Origin of the sequence: Actinophytocola sp. (assembly GCF_050699935.1) — a bacterium.
Classification (GTDB): Bacteria; Actinomycetota; Actinomycetes; order Mycobacteriales; family Pseudonocardiaceae; genus Actinophytocola.
In genome coordinates this window covers 18,233-34,239 of record NZ_JBOHGB010000071.1, presented here as the reverse complement: position 1 = coordinate 34,239, position 16,007 = coordinate 18,233, and the positions used below count along the sequence as shown (strand labels likewise).

General features: G+C 71.4%; 13 protein-coding genes. 7 read left to right on the top strand and 6 right to left on the bottom strand.

Annotated elements, in window-relative coordinates; genetic code table 11:
• From ACRDTB_RS22250 to ACRDTB_RS22225, 6 genes are all read left to right on the top strand, one after another.
• Nucleotides 1-1,521: biotin/lipoyl-containing protein (locus tag ACRDTB_RS22250; RefSeq protein WP_431433157.1), on the top strand; the 1,521-nt coding region annotated here is incomplete at its 5' end.
• A 6-nt stretch (nt 1,522-1,527) separates the two neighbouring features.
• Entirely contained in the window at nt 1,528-2,691 is a 1,164-nt protein-coding gene (locus ACRDTB_RS22245; protein ID WP_431433155.1) for an acyl-CoA dehydrogenase family protein, read from the top strand.
• A 331-nt stretch (nt 2,692-3,022) separates the two neighbouring features.
• Complete coding sequence (locus ACRDTB_RS22240) at nt 3,023-4,891, top strand: Xaa-Pro dipeptidyl-peptidase (RefSeq protein WP_431433153.1); 1,869 nt, start codon at nt 3,023-3,025, stop codon at nt 4,889-4,891.
• Nucleotides 4,892-4,978: 87 nt separating this feature from the next.
• Nucleotides 4,979-5,809: a hypothetical protein gene (locus ACRDTB_RS22235; protein ID WP_431433151.1), complete on the top strand. Its 831-nt coding sequence runs from the start codon at nt 4,979-4,981 to the stop codon at nt 5,807-5,809.
• Nucleotides 5,810-5,850: 41 nt separating this feature from the next.
• The gene (locus ACRDTB_RS22230) at nt 5,851-7,206 is read left to right on the top strand and encodes an FAD-binding oxidoreductase (RefSeq protein ID WP_431433149.1); all 1,356 of its coding nucleotides are present in this window, start codon (nt 5,851-5,853) and stop codon (nt 7,204-7,206) included.
• A 20-nt stretch (nt 7,207-7,226) separates the two neighbouring features.
• On the top strand, nt 7,227-8,456 hold the full coding sequence (locus ACRDTB_RS22225; protein WP_431433147.1) for a class I SAM-dependent methyltransferase: 1,230 nt from the start codon (nt 7,227-7,229) through the stop codon (nt 8,454-8,456).
• Between the two features lie 97 nt (nt 8,457-8,553).
• Here ACRDTB_RS22225 and ACRDTB_RS22220 read toward each other — a convergent pair whose 3' ends face one another.
• Nucleotides 8,554-9,366: an SAM-dependent methyltransferase gene (locus ACRDTB_RS22220; RefSeq protein ID WP_431433145.1), complete on the bottom strand. Its 813-nt coding sequence runs from the start codon at nt 9,364-9,366 to the stop codon at nt 8,554-8,556.
• A gap of 64 nt (nt 9,367-9,430) precedes the next feature.
• Here ACRDTB_RS22220 and ACRDTB_RS22215 point away from each other — a divergent pair, with 64 nt between their 5' ends.
• Nucleotides 9,431-10,483, top strand: a complete 1,053-nt coding sequence (locus ACRDTB_RS22215; protein WP_431433143.1) for an alpha/beta fold hydrolase — start codon at nt 9,431-9,433, stop codon at nt 10,481-10,483.
• On the opposite strand, the gene ACRDTB_RS22210 is transcribed toward ACRDTB_RS22215, so the two are convergent.
• The 5 genes from ACRDTB_RS22210 to ACRDTB_RS22190 form a co-directional block, all read right to left on the bottom strand.
• A complete protein-coding gene (locus ACRDTB_RS22210; protein WP_431433141.1) occupies nt 10,480-10,776 on the bottom strand; it encodes a hypothetical protein in 297 nt (98 codons plus the stop codon). The two genes, ACRDTB_RS22215 and ACRDTB_RS22210, sit on opposite strands and share 4 nt — an antisense overlap.
• An 88-nt stretch (nt 10,777-10,864) precedes the next feature.
• On the bottom strand, nt 10,865-12,073 hold the full coding sequence (locus ACRDTB_RS22205) for an acyl-CoA dehydrogenase family protein (protein ID WP_431433140.1): 1,209 nt from the start codon (nt 12,071-12,073) through the stop codon (nt 10,865-10,867).
• Nucleotides 12,070-13,356, bottom strand: coding sequence for an acyl-CoA dehydrogenase family protein (locus ACRDTB_RS22200; protein ID WP_431433165.1), 1,287 nt, complete (start codon nt 13,354-13,356; stop codon nt 12,070-12,072). Before ACRDTB_RS22200 ends, ACRDTB_RS22205 begins: the two co-directional genes overlap by 4 nt.
• A 147-nt stretch (nt 13,357-13,503) precedes the next feature.
• The gene (locus ACRDTB_RS22195; RefSeq protein ID WP_431433138.1) at nt 13,504-14,907 is read right to left on the bottom strand and encodes an amidase; all 1,404 of its coding nucleotides are present in this window, start codon (nt 14,905-14,907) and stop codon (nt 13,504-13,506) included.
• Complete coding sequence (locus ACRDTB_RS22190; RefSeq protein ID WP_431433136.1) at nt 14,904-15,863, bottom strand: D-2-hydroxyacid dehydrogenase; 960 nt, start codon at nt 15,861-15,863, stop codon at nt 14,904-14,906. Before ACRDTB_RS22190 ends, ACRDTB_RS22195 begins: the two co-directional genes overlap by 4 nt.
• Between the last annotated feature and the right edge of the window lie 144 nt (nt 15,864-16,007).

Sequence of the window (16,007 nt, the reverse complement as noted above, 5' to 3'; positions counted from 1 at the left end):
GTGCTGGTCAAGCCATCGGCCGGCGGTGGCGGCAAGGGCATGCGCCGGGTCGAGCGCGCGGCGGACCTGCGCGGCGCGCTGGAGTCCGCCCGGCGCGAGGCGCTGGGCGCGTTCGGCGACGACACCCTGCTCGTCGAGCGGTTCGTGGCCAACCCGCGGCACATCGAGATCCAGGTGCTCGCCGACGCGCACGGCAACGTGATCCACCTCGGCGAGCGCGAGTGCAGCCTGCAACGCCGGCACCAGAAGATCGTCGAGGAGGCGCCCTCGCCGCTGCTGTCCCCCGCGGAGCGGGCGCGCATGGGGGAGGCCGCCGCCGACGTCGCGCGGTCGGTCGCCTACCAGGGCGCGGGCACCGTCGAGTTCATCGTGTCCACGGAGGCACCGGACGAGTTCTTCTTCATGGAGATGAACACCCGGCTGCAGGTCGAGCACCCGGTCACCGAGCTGGTCACCGGCATCGACCTGGTGGAGCAGCAGCTCCTGGTCGCCGCGGGCGAGAAGCTCGCCATCGGGCAGTCCGATGTGGACATCCGGGGGCACGCGGTGGAGGCCCGCGTCTACGCCGAGGACCCGGCGCGCGACTTCCTGCCGACCGGCGGCACGGTGCTCGCGCTCGCGGAGCCGCGCGGCCCGGGCGTGCGGGTGGACTCCGCGCTATACCCGGGAACCGTCGTCGGCTCGAGCTACGACCCCATGCTGGCCAAGGTCATCGCGTGGGGCCCGGACCGGGACGCGGCGCTGCGCCGGCTGTCCGCGAGCCTCGGCGAGACCGCGATACTCGGCCTGGGCACCAACGTCGCCTTCCTGCGCGCGCTGCTGGCCGACGACGACGTCGTGGCCGGCCGGCTGGACACCGGGCTCGTCGAGCGCAAGCTCGCCGGGCTCACCGGGGTGGACGTGCCGGACGTCGTGCTCGCCGCCGCCGCGCTCGACGAGCTGATCGGGCTGGTGCCGGCCGGTGAGGTCGTGGATCCCTGGGACGTGCCGAACGGCTGGCGGCTCGGCGGCGCGGCCGGCACGCCCTTCGAGCTGGCGTGCGGCGACCGGCAGGTGACCGTGCGCGTCACCGGCGACCCGTCCGGCGCGACGGTCAGCGTGGGCGACGCCGAGCCCGTCCCCGCCTCGGCCCGGCGCGGGGACGGCCGGCTCGTGGTGAGCTTCGGCGGCCGGGTCACCGCGTTCCGACGCGCCCTCGACGAGGCCACCGACACCCTGTGGCTCGCCGCGCACGGCAGCACCTGGGCGGTGGCGGAGCACTCGCTGCTGGAGAGCGAGTCCGCGTCCGCCGCCGCGGGCGGGCCGGTGACCAGCCCCATGCCGGGCACCGTGCTGGTCGTGCGCGCGGCCGTCGGCGACGCGGTCACGGCCGGCACGCCGCTGGTCGTCGTCGAGGCGATGAAGATGGAGCACACCGTCACCTCGCCGGTCGACGGGGTACTCACCGAGCTGAACGTACGGGCGGGCCAACAGGTCGCCCTGAACCAACCCCTTGCCGTGGTGACCCCACCTGAGGAGTAGCACATCATGATCGACTTCAGGCTCGGCCAGGAGCACGAGGCCCTCCGCAAGACCGTCGAGGAGTTCGCGCGCGAGGAGGTCGCCCCCGTCATCGGCGACTTCTACGAGCGCGAGGAGTTCCCCTACGACATCGTCGCGAAGATGGGCCGGATGGGGCTGTTCGGGCTGCCGTTCCCGGAGGAGCACGGCGGCATGGGCGGCGACTTCACCGCGCTGTGCGTCGCGCTCGAGGAGTTGGCCCGGGTCGACTCGTCGGTGGCGATCACGCTGGAGGCCGGTGTCTCGCTCGGCGCCATGCCGGTGTACCGCTTCGGCAGCGACGAGCAGAAGGCGCGGTGGCTGCCCAGGCTGTGCACGGGCGAGATGCTCGGCGCCTTCGGCCTCACCGAGCCCGGTGGCGGTTCCGACGCCGGCGCCACCGCGACAAGCGCGCGGCTCGAGAACGGCGAGTGGGTGATCAACGGCTCGAAGGCGTTCATCACCAACTCCGGCACCGACATCACGGGCCTGGTCACGGTCACCGCGGTGACCGGTGTCGACGACACGACAGCTGACGGTCGCAAGGAGATCTCCACGATCCTCGTGCCGTCGGGCACGCCGGGGTTCACGGTGTCCAGGAAGTACTCGAAGGTCGGCTGGAACGCCTCGGACACCCGCGAGCTGTCCTTTGCCGACTGCCGGGTGCCGGAGGAGAACCTGCTCGGCACCCGCGGCCGCGGGTACGCCCAGTTCCTGTCCATCCTGGACGAGGGCCGCATCGCGATCGCCGCCGTGTCGGTCGGGCTCGCGCAGGGCTGCGTCGACGAGTGCGTGCGCTACGCCGGCGAGCGGGAGGCGTTCGGCCGGGCGATCGGGCAATACCAGGCGATCCAGTTCAAGATCGCGGACATGGTGGCGCGGGCGCACACCGCGCGGCTGGCCTACTACGCGGCACTGGCGAAGATGGAGCGTGCCGAGCCGTTCAAGCTGGAGGCCTCGATCGCCAAGCTGGTCGCGTCCAACGCGGCGATGGACAACGCCCGCGACGCCACGCAGATCTTCGGCGGGTACGGCTTCATGAACGAGTTCCCGGTCGGCCGCTTCTACCGCGACGCCAAGATCCTGGAGATCGGCGAGGGCACGAGCGAGGTGCAGCGCATGCTCATCGCGCGCGAGCTAGGACTGCGCTGAGCGCGTCCGGTCGTCCACAGTCAGGACCAGGGCCAGCGATTCACCGGCGAATACGAACGTACACAATGCCGCGAGCACCGGGCGCCCGCTCGTGAAAGGCCTCGACGCCACCGCCCGGTTCAAAGAGGGCCCCGGCGGTGGCGGCCGCCGAGGCCAGTCGCAAACACCGTTCCGAGGAGGGGTTTGCGTTGGCAATGCTAAACCACGTCTGGCCCGGAGACCAACACCCGAAAGTCGGAGCCGATCCGAAAGTCACCGACTTCGGCGCTGTCCGGCCAACGGTTGCCGGCCGTACGATGGCTGTCACTCTCGCGGCGCGTCGGAGGCTGTCATGCGGTTGTCCCGCCGGTTTGCCCTGCTCATCGCCGTTGTGGCGGCATTGGTGACGGTCGTCGCGGCGACGCCGGCCACGGCCGAGCCGCACGCCGCCGACCGGCCGGAGCCGCCGCCGTGGCTGCGCGTCGAGGACGGTGTCAGCCAGCCGCAGTTCGACCTCGCGAACGCGATCGAGGAGACGCTGTTCGTCCGGACCTCGGTGGACAGTGACCGCGACGGCAGGCTCGACCGGGTGCGGTTGCGGCTGTCGCGTCCCGGGGAGACGGAGTCGCGGGACATCAAGGTGCCGGTCGTCTTCGAGCACAGCCCGTACCGGTACAACGGCGGCGACGCGGAGAACCACAACGTGGACTTCGACGTGCTGCCGCAGGAGGGCATCCGGCCACGCGCGCAGGGCCAGGGGTCCACCCGGGACGCGTTCTCCGCCCGGCCCGCGCCGGACCTGCCGGGGTCGCTGGACGACTACTGGGTGCCGCGCGGGTACGCCGTCGTGCTCGGCGAGAGCATCGGCACCGGCTTCTCCGACGGTTGCCCGACGGTCGGCGACATGAACGAGACACTTGGTACGAAAGCCGTCATCGACTGGCTGAACGGACGCGCGCCGGCCTGGAACGAGGCCGGCGAACCGGTGACCGCGGACTGGACCACCGGTGACGTCGGGATGACCGGTGTGTCCTACAACGGCACGCTGCCCAACCAGGTGGCGACGACCGGGGTCGAGGGCCTGCGCACGATCGTGCCGGTGTCGGCCATCTCCAGCTGGTACGACTACTACCGCGCCAACGGGCTGGTCCGCGCGCCGCACTCGAGCCGGTCCGGAGTGGGCGAGAACGCCTTCCAGGGCGAGGATCTCGACGTGCTGGCGTTCCTCATCGAGGGCCCGCGCCTGGAGCACTGCCGGGCGGTCACGGACGCGCTGCTGCGGTACGCCGACCGGACCACCGGCGACGACAACCGCCACTGGCGGGCGCGGGACTACCTGCACCGGGCGCGCGGCGTCGAGGCGAGCGTCTTCGTGGTGCACGGTCTCGAGGACTACAACGTCATGGGGACGGCGTACGCCTCGTGGTGGTCGCGGCTCGAACGGTACGACGTGCCGCGCAAGATCTGGCTGCACAAGGACGGCCACGGCGGCCCGCGCGGGACGACCGACTACCAGCGCACGCTCAACCGGTGGATGGACCACTGGCTGTTCGGTGTGGACAACGGCATCATGTCCGAGCCGATGGCCGACGTGCAGCGTCCGGACGGAACGTACGAGAAGTACGCCGACTGGCCGGTTCCGGGCTCGCGCGACGCCACGCTGCATCTCGGCGCGACCGACGCGGCCGAGCCGGGAACCCTGTCGGACCGGCCACGGCCGGGCCCGCGTCAGTCCTTTGTGGATCGTGGCCGGGAGCTCGACACCGACGTGGACCTGCTGCCCGGCCCGGACACGGCTCACCCGAACCGGCTCGGGTACGTGTCGGAGCCGCTGGCGTCGAGCGCGCACCTGAGCGGCACGCCGTCGGTGTCGCTGCGCGCGTCGGTGGACAACCGCTACGCCGCCAACCTGACCGCCGTGGTGGTCGACTACGCCCCGGACGGCACGGCGACGATGGTGACTCGCGGGTGGACCGACGTGCAGAACCGCGAGTCCCGCTCCCACAGCACGCCGATCCGGCAGGGCCGCGAGTACACGTTCACCTGGCCCCTGGAGCCGGACGACTACGTGTTCGCGGCCGGGCACCGGATCGGGCTGGTGGTCGTGTCCACGGACATGCACTACACGCTGCGGCCGCTGCCGGGCACCCGGCTCACCGTCAACCCGGCTCGCAGCTCCGTCTCGCTGCCCATCGTGGGCGGGGCGCCGGCCCTGCGGTAGCGCCGGGTTTGCTACGGAAGGCTGTACCGGGGACCGATACCCGTCAGTAGGCTCCTGCTCACTCGACAGCCGAGATGAGGAGTGCGGATGTCCCTGCGCCGGCGGATCCTGCTGTTCCTGTCCATCGCCGGACTGCTCGCCATGGTCGTCGCCGTGCCGGCGGGAGCCGCACAGGAGCGGCGGACACCGGCCGACTGCGCCGCGGCACTCGACTGCACGGCCGCGGACATCGACCTCATGACCATGGCCGAGCGGCTGGAGTTCGTGCGGGCCATGCAGAGCGGCCCCGGGGCCGAGCTCGGCGTTGCGGACCGGTGGCGCAACATCGAGGGCGTCATCACCTTCTTCCGTGACAACCAGCTCGGCGCCCCGGGCACCTGGGCGTCCTACGTGGACGCCGGCATCGTGGAGGGCATCGAGCGCGGGCTCGCGCTCGCGCGCGGCCAGGGTGGCGGCGACTTCGGCAACCCGGGCTCGGCGAAGTGGGCCACCTACATCACCGGCGACTGGGCCACCCGGGCCGAGCACGACCGGGCCTGGAGCGAGGCCGAGCAGGCCTCCACCGAGCACGGCGTCGCACTGGCCGAAAGCCACGGGCAGTACGCGACCGATGTCGAGGAGCGCTTCTACCAGTTCTCCGAGACCTATCGCTGGGCGCTGCGCAACCGGCCCGTCGCGCTCGACCTGCTCGCGGTGTTCGGGCCGCTGATCCATCCCGAGCTGGCCAAGGCACGCGTCCCGTTCTACGACTGGTTCACCGACGTCCGCGAGTCGGCGCCGTCCTACAAGGGCTGCGAGATGGCCTACGGCTTCGCCCAGCTGCATCCCATCGAGGGCGTCGTCGGCGCGGCCGGGCTGTTCCTCGCCTACGTGACCGAGCTGTTCGCGGAATACCGGGCCGACCAGTCGGTCCATTAGCGCTGCGAACTTTGCCGCGGAAACGGGGTTAGCATCGTGGGGTGAGCTACTCACCTGCACGGATCGCCCATGACCAGGCCGTGGACGCGCTTCGGGCACAGCTCGTCACGCAGTCGGACGGATCACCCATCCGGCTCGCCAAGCCCACCTCGAACCTCTTCCGCTTCCGCGAGCCGCCCCCCGCGAACGCCCTGGACGTCAGCGCCTTCGCGGGCGTCGTCGACATCGACGTCGACGGCCGCACCGCCGACGTCGGCGGCATGACCACCTACGAGGACCTCGCCGACGCCACCCTCGCCCGCGGCCTGATGCCGTACGTCGTGCCGCAGCTCAAGACCATCACGCTCGGTGGCGCGGTCGCCGGGCTCGGCATCGAGTCCAGCTCCTTTCGCAACGGCATGCCGCACGAGTCGGTGCTGGAGATGGAGATCCTGACCCCGGACGGCGACGTCGTGCTCGCCCGCCCGGACAACGAGCACCGCGACCTGTTCCGCGGGTTCCCCAACTCCTACGGCACCCTCGGCTACGCGCTGCGCCTGCGCATCGAGCTCCAGCCGGTCAAGCCGTACGTCGAGCTCCGGCACGTCCGCTACTCCGACGCCGCCACCTGCGCGAAGGCCATCGAGGAGGCCAGCGCCGACGGCGCCGACTTCGTGGACGGCACGGTGTTCTCCGGCGAGGAGCTGTATCTGACGCTGGGCACGTTCGCCGACCACGCGCCCGCCGTGTCGGACTACACGGGACAGCGGATCTACTACCGCTCGATCCGGGAGCGGGCGACCGACCACCTCACGGTGCGCGACTACCTGTGGCGCTGGGACACCGACTGGTTCTGGTGCTCGAAGGCGCTCGGCGCGCAGCACCCGGTCGTGCGCCGGCTGTGGCCCCGGCGCTACCTGCGGTCGGACGTGTACCGCCGGATCGTGGCGTTCGACCGTCGGCACGGGTTGTCCGCCCGGGTGGCGAAGCTCCTGAACCAGCCGGCCCGGGAGGCGGTCATCCAGGACATCGAGGTCCCGGTGGCACGGCTGGCCGAGTTCCTGGAGTTCTTCGACGCCGAGATCGGCATCCGGCCGGTCTGGCTCTGCCCGGTCCGGCTGCGCGACTCGGCCGGCTGGCCGCTGTACCCGATGGAGCCCGGCCGGCTGTTCGTGAACGTCGGCTTCTGGGCGACCGTCCCGCTGCGACCGGGTCAGGTGGACGGTACGCACAATCGCCTGATCGAGAGCAAGGTCACCGGATTGGGTGGGCATAAGTCGCTGTACTCGGATTCGTACTTCGCCGAGGATGAGTTTTGGCAGCGCTATGACGGGGAGACCTACAGGCGGCTGAAGAAGACCTACGACCCGAAGGGGCGGTTCCCAGACCTGTACGCGAAGTGCGTCGGGAACCAGTGAGGGACGGGAAGGAGCGAACGATGCGGCTGGCCGAGATCTTCGAGCGCGTGATCGGGCGCGACGCTCCGCTCGAGTTTCACGCCTTTGACGGCAGCACGGCCGGTGATCCGGACGCGCCGGCGCGGGTGGTGGTGCGGTCGCCGATCGCGCTGTCCCACCTCGCCTCCGCGCCCGGCGAGCTCGGCCTCGCGCGGGCGTACGTGAGCGGCACGCTCGACATCCAGGGCGACATGTACACGGCGCTGGCGAGCATGTCGGCCGCCACGCTGGAGGGCATCCCACCGAGTGTGGGCGCGGAGCTCATGGTGAAGCTGGGCGCGTACCGGCTGTGGTGGCCGACGCGGCGGCCGGACGCGGAGTCGCGGCTGCACGGCCGCAAGCACTCCAAGCGGCGCGACCAGGCGGCGATCACGCACCACTACGACGTGTCGAACCGGTTCTACGAGTGGGTCCTCGGCCCGTCGATGGCCTACACCTGCGCGGTCTACCCGGACGCCGACTCCTCGCTGGAGGAGGCACAGTGGACCAAGCACGACCTCGTTGCGCGCAAGCTCGGCCTGGCGCCGGGCATGCGGCTGCTCGACGTCGGCTGTGGCTGGGGCGGCATGGTGGTGCACGCGGCGAAGCACTACGGCGTCCGGGCACTCGGCGTGACGCTGTCGCGCAAGCAGGCCGAGTGGGGTCAGAAGGAGATCGCGGAGGCGGGCCTGACCGAGCTCGCCGAGATTCGCCACCAGGACTACCGCGACGTGGCCGAGTCCGGCTTCGACGCGGTCAGCTCGATCGGCCTTACCGAGCACGTCGGCAAGGCGCACCTGGGCGAGTACTTCCGCTCGCTGCACGCAAGGCTGCGCCCGGGCGGGCGGCTGCTCAACCACTGCATCACCAGGCCGGACAACGCGCAGCCGGCGAAGGTGGGCGGCTTCCTCAACCGGTACGTCTTCCCCGACGGCGAGTTGGAGAGCCCCGGCCACCTCATGTCGCAGATGCACGACGCCGGCTTCGAGGTGCGGCACGCGGAGAACCTCCGTGAGCACTACGCGAAGACGCTGGAGCGCTGGTGCGCCAACCTCGACGAGCGCTGGGACGAGGCCGTCCGCGAGGTGGGCATGAGCCGGGCACGGGTGTGGCGCCTCTACCTGGCCGGCTCGCGGCTGGGCTTCGACCGCAACACCGTGCAACTGCACCAGATGCTCGGCGTCCGGCTCGACGGCACCCAAGCCCACATGCCCCTACGCCCCACCTGGTAACCCCGCGAGTCCGACGCTGCGGACCCGCGAGTCCGACGTTCCGGACCCGCGAGTCCGACGTTCCGGACCCGCGAGTCCGACGCTGCGGACTCGCGAGTCAGGGCTTGCGGGCCACGCCGGCGACGATGACGGCCGACTCGGGGTGGTCGCCGACGTCCTCGGGGGACTCCGGGCGCCACTGCGGCGTCCACACCAGGCCCGGCTCGATCAGCTCCAGGCCGGTGAAGAACCGCTCGACGTCCTCGAACCGCCGCCCGACGCCGCGCGTCGGGCTCTGCTCGTAGAGCTTGCCGACCTGGTCCGCCCGTTCCCGCGCGATCTCGATGCCGTGCGAGAGCACCAGGTAGCTGCCCGACGCCATCGCCGAGACGTACCGGGCGACGGCCTCGAACGGCCCGGCCTCGTCGGGGACGAAGTGCAGCATGGACACGAGCAGCAGGGCCATCGGCTCGTCGAAGTCGAGCAGGCGGCGGGCCAGGTCGGAGTTCAGGATCGAGTCCGGGTCGACCAGGTCGGCGCGGATCGCCGCGGCCCGGTCGTTGTCGCGCAGCATCAGCTCGCTGTGCTTCACCGCGACCGGCTCCGTGTCCACGTACAGCACGCGGCACGACGGGTCCATCCGCTGGGCGATCTCGTGCACGTTGCCCGCGGTCGGGATGCCGGAGCCGACGTCGAGGAACTGCCGGATGCCGGCCCCGACGCAGAACCGCACCGCCCGCCGCAGGAACGCGCGGTTCAACCGGGCCGCCGAGCGGGCCTCGGGCATCATCGTGAGCAGCTGCTCGGCGAACGCCCGGTCCTGCGCGAAGTTCGCCGCGCCGCCGAGCAGGTAGTCGTAGATCCGGGCGGCGTTCGGCCGCTCGAGGTCGATCGCGTCCGGTGCCCAGCTTGGCCGCTCGGTTGATGCCATGCCGGCATCGTAGACCGGCGGTTCGCGGTTGAAGCGGCGTTCGGCTCGGCGCAGGATGTGGCTCATGACTTGGGTCGCGGACGCCGCGGAGAACGTGCGGGACAGGGTGCTGCGCGGCGGGGTGGCCGATCTGCGGCCGATGCCGCGCACGCTGATCGACAAGGGCCCGAACCGGTTCGTGTACCGGTTCAGCGCTTACCCAGGCGGCGACCCAGGCGGCGACCCGGTGCTGCTCGTGCCGCCTCTCGCCGCGCCCTCGCTGTGCTTCGACCTGCGGCGGGGGTGCAGCGTGGCCGAGCACCTGGTCGACCGTGGCCGCCGGCTCTACCTGGTCGACTACGGCACGGTCAGCTTCTCCGACCGCCGGCTCGGGCTGGAGCACTGGATCGACGAGGTGCTCCCGCGCACAGTGCGAGCGGTGAGCGCGGACGCGGGTGGCGCGCCGGTGCACGTCGTCGCGTGGTGTCTCGGCGGGATCCTGTCCCTGCTCACCCACGCCGACCGGCCGGACCTGCCGATCGCCTCGATCACGACCGTCGCGGCGCCCATCGACATGACCGCGATCCCGCTCATCGCTCCGATCAAGCCGCTCGCCGATCTCACCAACGGCTGGATCCTCACGCCGGTGTACCGGCTGCTCGGCGGCGCGCCGCGGGCGCTGGTGAAGCGGGCGTTCCAGCTCTCGGCGTTCGACAAGCTGGTCACCAAGCCCTACGCCATACTGTCCCATTTGGACGATCGGGACTACCTGGCGCAGCTCGAGGCCGTGGATCGCTTCACGGACAACATGATCGCCTATCCCGGGCGCACGTTCGGCCAGATGTACCACCGGTTCTTCCGCGCCAACGATCTCGCCGAGGGCGAGGTCGACTTCGGCGGCCGGCGGATCTCCCTGCGCGAGGTGAAGGCGCCGGTCCTCGTGATCGCCGGCACGGGTGACGGCATCGCACCGCAGCGCGCGGTCCGCAAGCTGGTCGACGTGCTGAACAACGCCGCCGAGGTACGCTTCGAGACCGCCCCCGGCGGCCACCTGGGCGTACTGGCCGGCCGCGGCGCCCGCACGACGACGTGGGCGTATGTCGACGACTTCCTCGACACCCACGCCGGGCTCAGCTAGCGCTCGTCGTCCTCGGCCGCCGCAGGATGAACGGGCCGGCCGGGGATCGCCGCTGGTCTCGCTCTCCGGTAACACGAGTTCGGACTTGCGATGCTCGAGTTCCGCACGCTTGCCGGCGTGGAATAGGCGCCGAGCTCCTCGATCCCCGCGCCGGAGACGGTCGTCTTGGTGCGGTCACCCCGCCCGGGCAGCCAACTGCGGCGGCCGGCCCACAAGGCGAACCGCTCGAGCGCCGCCAGTACGACGAGCAGGACCACGAGGCCGGGGATCGACATCGCCCACAACGATGCCATGCCGCCCCCAAGGTCCGACCGCCCGCGTTGGTTCCCCAATCGCCTTTTCGTGCAAGCGCGGCATGGACGGTCGGGCTCGTTTCGCAGGTCACTTCAGTTCTGCACTGGTCTTTCCGAGCAGTCTGCGGGCGATGATCAGCTGCTGGATCTGTTGGGTGCCTTCGAAGATGTCCATGATCTTGGCGTCCCGGGCCCACTTCTCCAGCAGCTCGTGCTCGGTGTAGCCCGCGCTGCCGCACAGTTCCACGCAGCGCAGCGTGATCTCGGTCGCGGCGCGGCCCGCCTTGGCCTTCGCGTAGGAGGCCTGTAGGGAGTTCGGCTTGCCGTTGTCGGCCATCCACGCCGCCTGCAGGGTCAGCAGGTACGCCGACTCGTAGTCGGCCTCCAGCTCCAGGAACGTAGCGGCCGCGGCCGGCTGGCGGGCGGTCGTGCGGTCGTAGTCCACCTCTATCCCGGCCGACGACAACAGGCGACGGGTCTCCTCCAGGGCCGCTCGCGCGATCCCCACCGCCATCGCGGCGACCAGCGGGCGGGTGTTGTCGAACGTCTGCATCACACCGGCGAAACCCTTGTCCGGCAGGATCTCCGGCGAACCCAGGAGGTTGGACGCCGGCACGCGGACGTTGTCCAGCCGGAAGTGGGCCGTGTCCGACGCGCGGATGCCCAGCTTGTGCTCGAGTCGCACCAGTTCGAAGCCAGGCGTGTCGCGGTCGACCACGAAGGACTTGATGGCCGCCTTGCCCTTCGAGCGGTCGAGGGTCGCCCAGACGACGACGCAGTCGGCGCGCTCGCCGGACGTCACGAAGATCTTCTCGCCATTGAGCACATAGGAGTCACCGTCTCGGACGGCAGTCGTTCGGATGGCACCCGAGTCCGAGCCCGTGTCCGGCTCGGTGATCGCCATCGCGGCCCACTTTCCCTTGTACCGGGCCAACTGCGACTCGTCGGCCACCGACGCGATCGCGGCGTTGCCCAGACCCTGCCGCGGCATCGACAGCAGCAGCCCGGCGTCACCCCAGCACATCTCCATCGTGCCCAGCGCCAGCGACATGTTGCCGCCGTTGACGACTTCCCCGCGCGGCCGCGACGACGCGGACCGGCGCACGCCGCCCGTGCCGGCTCCGCCGCCGGACGCCGACAAACCGTCCAGCAGCGCCGCCAACGTGTCCAGCTCCTTGGGGTAGGTGTGCTCCGCCCGGTCGTACTTGCGCGAGTTCGGCCGCAGGAACGCCATCGCCGCCTGCCGCGCCTGTTCGACGAGCGTGGTGAACTTCCGGGGGACCTCGAGATTGATCACACCAGCACCGCGCCTTCCAGTACGCCGACCGCCCGCAGGTCCCGGTACCACCGCTCGACCGGGTGCTCCTTGACGAACCCGTGCCCGCCGAGCAGCTGCACACCGTCGCTGCCGATCGTCATTCCCTTGTCCGCGCACAGGTTCCGCGCCAGCGTCACCTCGCGCGCGAAGGGCAGCCCGAGCGACGCCCGCGCCGCGGCACGCCACGTCACCAGCCGCATCCCGTCGAGCTCCGTGCCGATGTCCGCCACCTTGAACGCCACGCCCTGCCGGTGCGACACCGGCTCCCCGAACGCCACCCGGTCGTTCACGTAACGGGTCACATAGGACAACACGGCCTGCCCGGTGCCGACGGCCAGCGCGCACCAGCCCAGCCGGGCCAGCCGTACGCAGTCCGCGTACGCCGCGGCGTCGGCGCCGCCCAGCAAGGCAGCCGCGGGCACGGACACCTGGGACAGCATCAGCCGCCCCGTCCCCGCCGCCCGCAGGCCCATCGCCGGTTCCGCCTCGACCGACAGGCCGGCCGAGGAGGACTCCACGATGAACAGCGCCGGCCCGCGCCCGTCCAGGTCGGCCGCCACGACGAACAGCTCGCCGGCCGACGCACGCGGCACGAGCGACTTCACGCCGTCCAGCACGAACCCGCCGGACGTCCGGTAAGCCTTGGTACGCAAGGAGAACGGGTCGAACAGCGCATGCGGCTCCTGGATCGCCAGCGCCGCCGCGGGCACGTCGTCGCCAAGGAACGGCGGCAGGTAGGTCGCCTGCTGCGTCTCGTCGCCCCACAGCACGAGGGCGTTCGACACCGCCGCGGGCGCGAGGCATGCGAGGGCCAGCCCGAGGTCGCCCTCCGCGAGCGCGGACGCCACGAGCACGTTCGTCACCGTCGAGCGCTCGGTCGCCACGCCGCCGAGCGACTCGGGCACGCCGATCATCGTGATCCCGAGGGAGGCCGCGGTCGAGAGCAGCTCGAGCGGCGGCTCGCACTTGTCGTCGGCCACCGCGGCCGCCGGGCGCACCTGCTCCGCGGCGAACTCGCGGACCGTCTCCACGATGAGCTGCTGGTCCTCGGTCGGGTTCAGGTCGAACACGCCGCTGTCGCCGGCGGCCGGCAGCCGGTGTGGCCGCTCCAGCCTGCTCGTCGCGGCGAACGAGCGGTTCGCCGCGGAGAAGCCGGCCTTCGTCGCCCGGAACACGGCGCGGTCCACCCGATCCTTAATGCCGAGCCGAGCCACGACGCGGGCACCCGCGAGCCGGTTCAGCACCGACATCGCGGCCCCCATGGCGGTGCGCTTGGGCGGCTCGGCGCCCAGACCCTCGCTGTTCGACACCCCGACCATCCTACCTACTCGCGAGTCAACTACCGGGGTGAGGGTAGCGCATGGAAGGACGCCTTCCGGACGTCGAGCGTCCGGAAGGCGTCCTTCCTGTCACGCGAGGGCGGGGCGCTTTCCCTGCCAGGGACGGGCTCGCTCGAACGCGCGGCACGCGGTCAACACGCGGGCGTCCGCGTGCTTGGGCCCGACCACCTGCAACCCGACCGGCAGCCCGGTCTCGGTGAACCCGCACGGCAGGCTCGCCGCCGGCTGCTGGGTCATGTTGAACGGGTAGGTGAACGGCGTCCAGCTCGTCCAGCGGGCCTCCCGCGAGCCGGTCGGCACCTCGACGCCGGCGTCGAACGCGGGGATCGGCATGGTCGGGGTCAGCAGCAGGTCGAACTGCTCGTGGAAGGCGCCCATGGTCCGGCCGAGCTCCGCGCGTACCGCGGTGGCCGCGACGTAGTCGAGCGCGGACCGCGACGCGCCCTGTTCGCAGACCTCGAGCAGGGCCGGGTCCAGCCGGGCGCGCCGCTCGGGCGAGAGGGACGCGATGGACGCCGCCGCGCCGGCGAACCACAGCACGTGGAACGCCTCGACCGGGTCGGTGATCACCGGGTCGACCAGCTCGACCCGCGCGCCGAGGTCGGAGAATGTGCGCACGGCCGTGTCCACCAGCGCCGCCACCTCCGGGTCGACCCGGACGAAGCCCAGCCGCGGGCTGAACGCGATCCGCATGCCGGCCACGCCCGCCTCCAGCGTCTCCGACACCGGGTGCTCCGGCCGAGGCCCGGCTGTCCAATCGCGACTGTCCGGGCCGGACAGCACGTCGAGGGCGAGCGCGCTGTCGGTCACGGTCCAGGACAGCGGGCCGATGTGCGCCAGCGTCCCGTACGGGCTGGCCGGGTAGAGCGGCACGAGGCCGTAGGTCGGCTTGATGCCGAAGACCCCGCTGAACGACGCGGGGATGCGGACCGAGCCGCCGCCGTCGGTGCCGATCGAGATCGGGCTGGTGCCGGTGGCCACCGCCGCCGACGCGCCGCCGCTGGACCCGCCGGCGGTCTTCGTGGTGTCCCACGGGTTTCGGGTGACGCCGGTGAGCGGGCTGTCGGTGACGCCCTTCCAGCCGAGCTCCGGCGTGGTGGTCTTGCCGACCAGCACCGCGTTGTGCTCGCGCAGCCGCGCCACCGCCGGCGCGTCGACGTCCCACGCCTGGTTCGGGTCGACGGTGTGCGAGCCGCGCAGGGTCGGCCAGCCGCGGCTGAGCAGGATGTCCTTGATGGACACCGGGACGCCGTCGAGCAGGCCCCGCGGTTCGCCCGCGCGCCAGCGCTGCTCCGACTCGGCCGCGTCGGCGAGTGTCCGGTCGGGATCGACGAGGCAGTAGGCGTTCACCGCGTCGTCGACCGTGGCGATGCGGTCCAACGCGTCCCGCGCGACCTCGACGGGGGAGAGGCTGCCCGCGCGGTACGCGGCCAGCAGCTCGGTCGCGGACAGCTCGGCCGGGCCGTCGGTCACGGTGCTCCTTCCCGGACGTACCCGCGCTGCTTGTCCACGACGTTGCGCAGCGGCCGGCCGTCCAGATACCTCGTCAGGTTGTCCTGGAACAGTGCTACCAGTTCCGACCGCCAGCCGACCACGTCCCCGGCCATGTGCGGGGAGACGATCACGTTCGGCATCGCCCACAACGGGGACGCCTCGGGCAGGGGCTCGTCGGCGAACACGTCGAGCGCGGCGCCCGCGATGCCGCCCGCGGCGAGCGCCTCGACCAGGTCGTCCTGCACGACGAGTGGCCCGCGCCCCATGTTGATCAGCCGGGCGGTCGGCCGCATCGCCGCCAGCGCCGACTTGTCGATCATGCCCCGTGTCTGGTCGGTCAGCGGTGCGGCCAGCACGACGTAGTCCGCCTCGGCGAGCCCCTCGGCGAGGCCCTCCATCGGCAGCACCGAGCCCAGGTCGGGGTCGGACTCACGGGCCCGCCGTCCGACGCCGGTCACGGTCATGCCCGCCGCGCCGAGCATGCGGCCGATGGCTCTCCCGATCGGGCCGGTGCCGGCGACGAGCGCGTGCCTGCCGCCGAGCCGCTCGGTCTCGCGGTGCAGCCAGCGCCGCTCCCGCTGGAGCCCGAGCGTGGCAGGCAGGTCCTTGGCCAGGGCGAGCGCGAGGGCGAGCACGTACTCGGCCATCGGCTGGTCGAAGACGCCTCGAGAGTTGGTTACCACGACCTCGCTCGCGATGACCTCGTCGGTGAGCACGTGGTTGACGCCGGCGCTTGCCGCGTGTACCCAGCGTAGTGAGTCCGTCGCCGGCCAGGCCCGGGCCAGCGCGTGCGACCGGAAGTCCCAGACCAGCAGCACGTCGGCGCCGGGCAGGGCGTCGGCCAGCTCGTTCTCCGTCGCGTAACGGACCTCGGCGTGCTGCGCGATCTCCTCTGTGACGGTCGGTTTACCCGTGCCGCCGGAGTGGGAATACAAGATTACGACAGCTGCAGACGGGGGCGTGCTCACAGGGATTGACACCGTAAGTGCCGCTCGTATGATTGTCAACAATCAGCGCGGTCGCTGCAGCCCGCGGGAGAGCTGGACAGAGAACAACTGGTGCTGCTGACCGTAGGGAAT

Coding starts and splice junctions, on each gene's coding strand:
- ACRDTB_RS22220 (WP_431433145.1), bottom strand. CDS start 9,366: ATGGCATCAACCGAGCGGCCAAGCTGGGCACCGGACGCGATCGACCTC.
- ACRDTB_RS22210 (WP_431433141.1), bottom strand. CDS start 10,776: ATGGCATCGTTGTGGGCGATGTCGATCCCCGGCCTCGTGGTCCTGCTC.
- ACRDTB_RS22240 (WP_431433153.1), top strand. CDS start 3,023: ATGCGGTTGTCCCGCCGGTTTGCCCTGCTCATCGCCGTTGTGGCGGCA.
- ACRDTB_RS22200 (WP_431433165.1), bottom strand. CDS start 13,356: ATGGGGGCCGCGATGTCGGTGCTGAACCGGCTCGCGGGTGCCCGCGTC.
- ACRDTB_RS22235 (WP_431433151.1), top strand. CDS start 4,979: ATGTCCCTGCGCCGGCGGATCCTGCTGTTCCTGTCCATCGCCGGACTG.
- ACRDTB_RS22225 (WP_431433147.1), top strand. CDS start 7,227: ATGCGGCTGGCCGAGATCTTCGAGCGCGTGATCGGGCGCGACGCTCCG.
- ACRDTB_RS22245 (WP_431433155.1), top strand. CDS start 1,528: ATGATCGACTTCAGGCTCGGCCAGGAGCACGAGGCCCTCCGCAAGACC.
- ACRDTB_RS22215 (WP_431433143.1), top strand. CDS start 9,431: ATGACTTGGGTCGCGGACGCCGCGGAGAACGTGCGGGACAGGGTGCTG.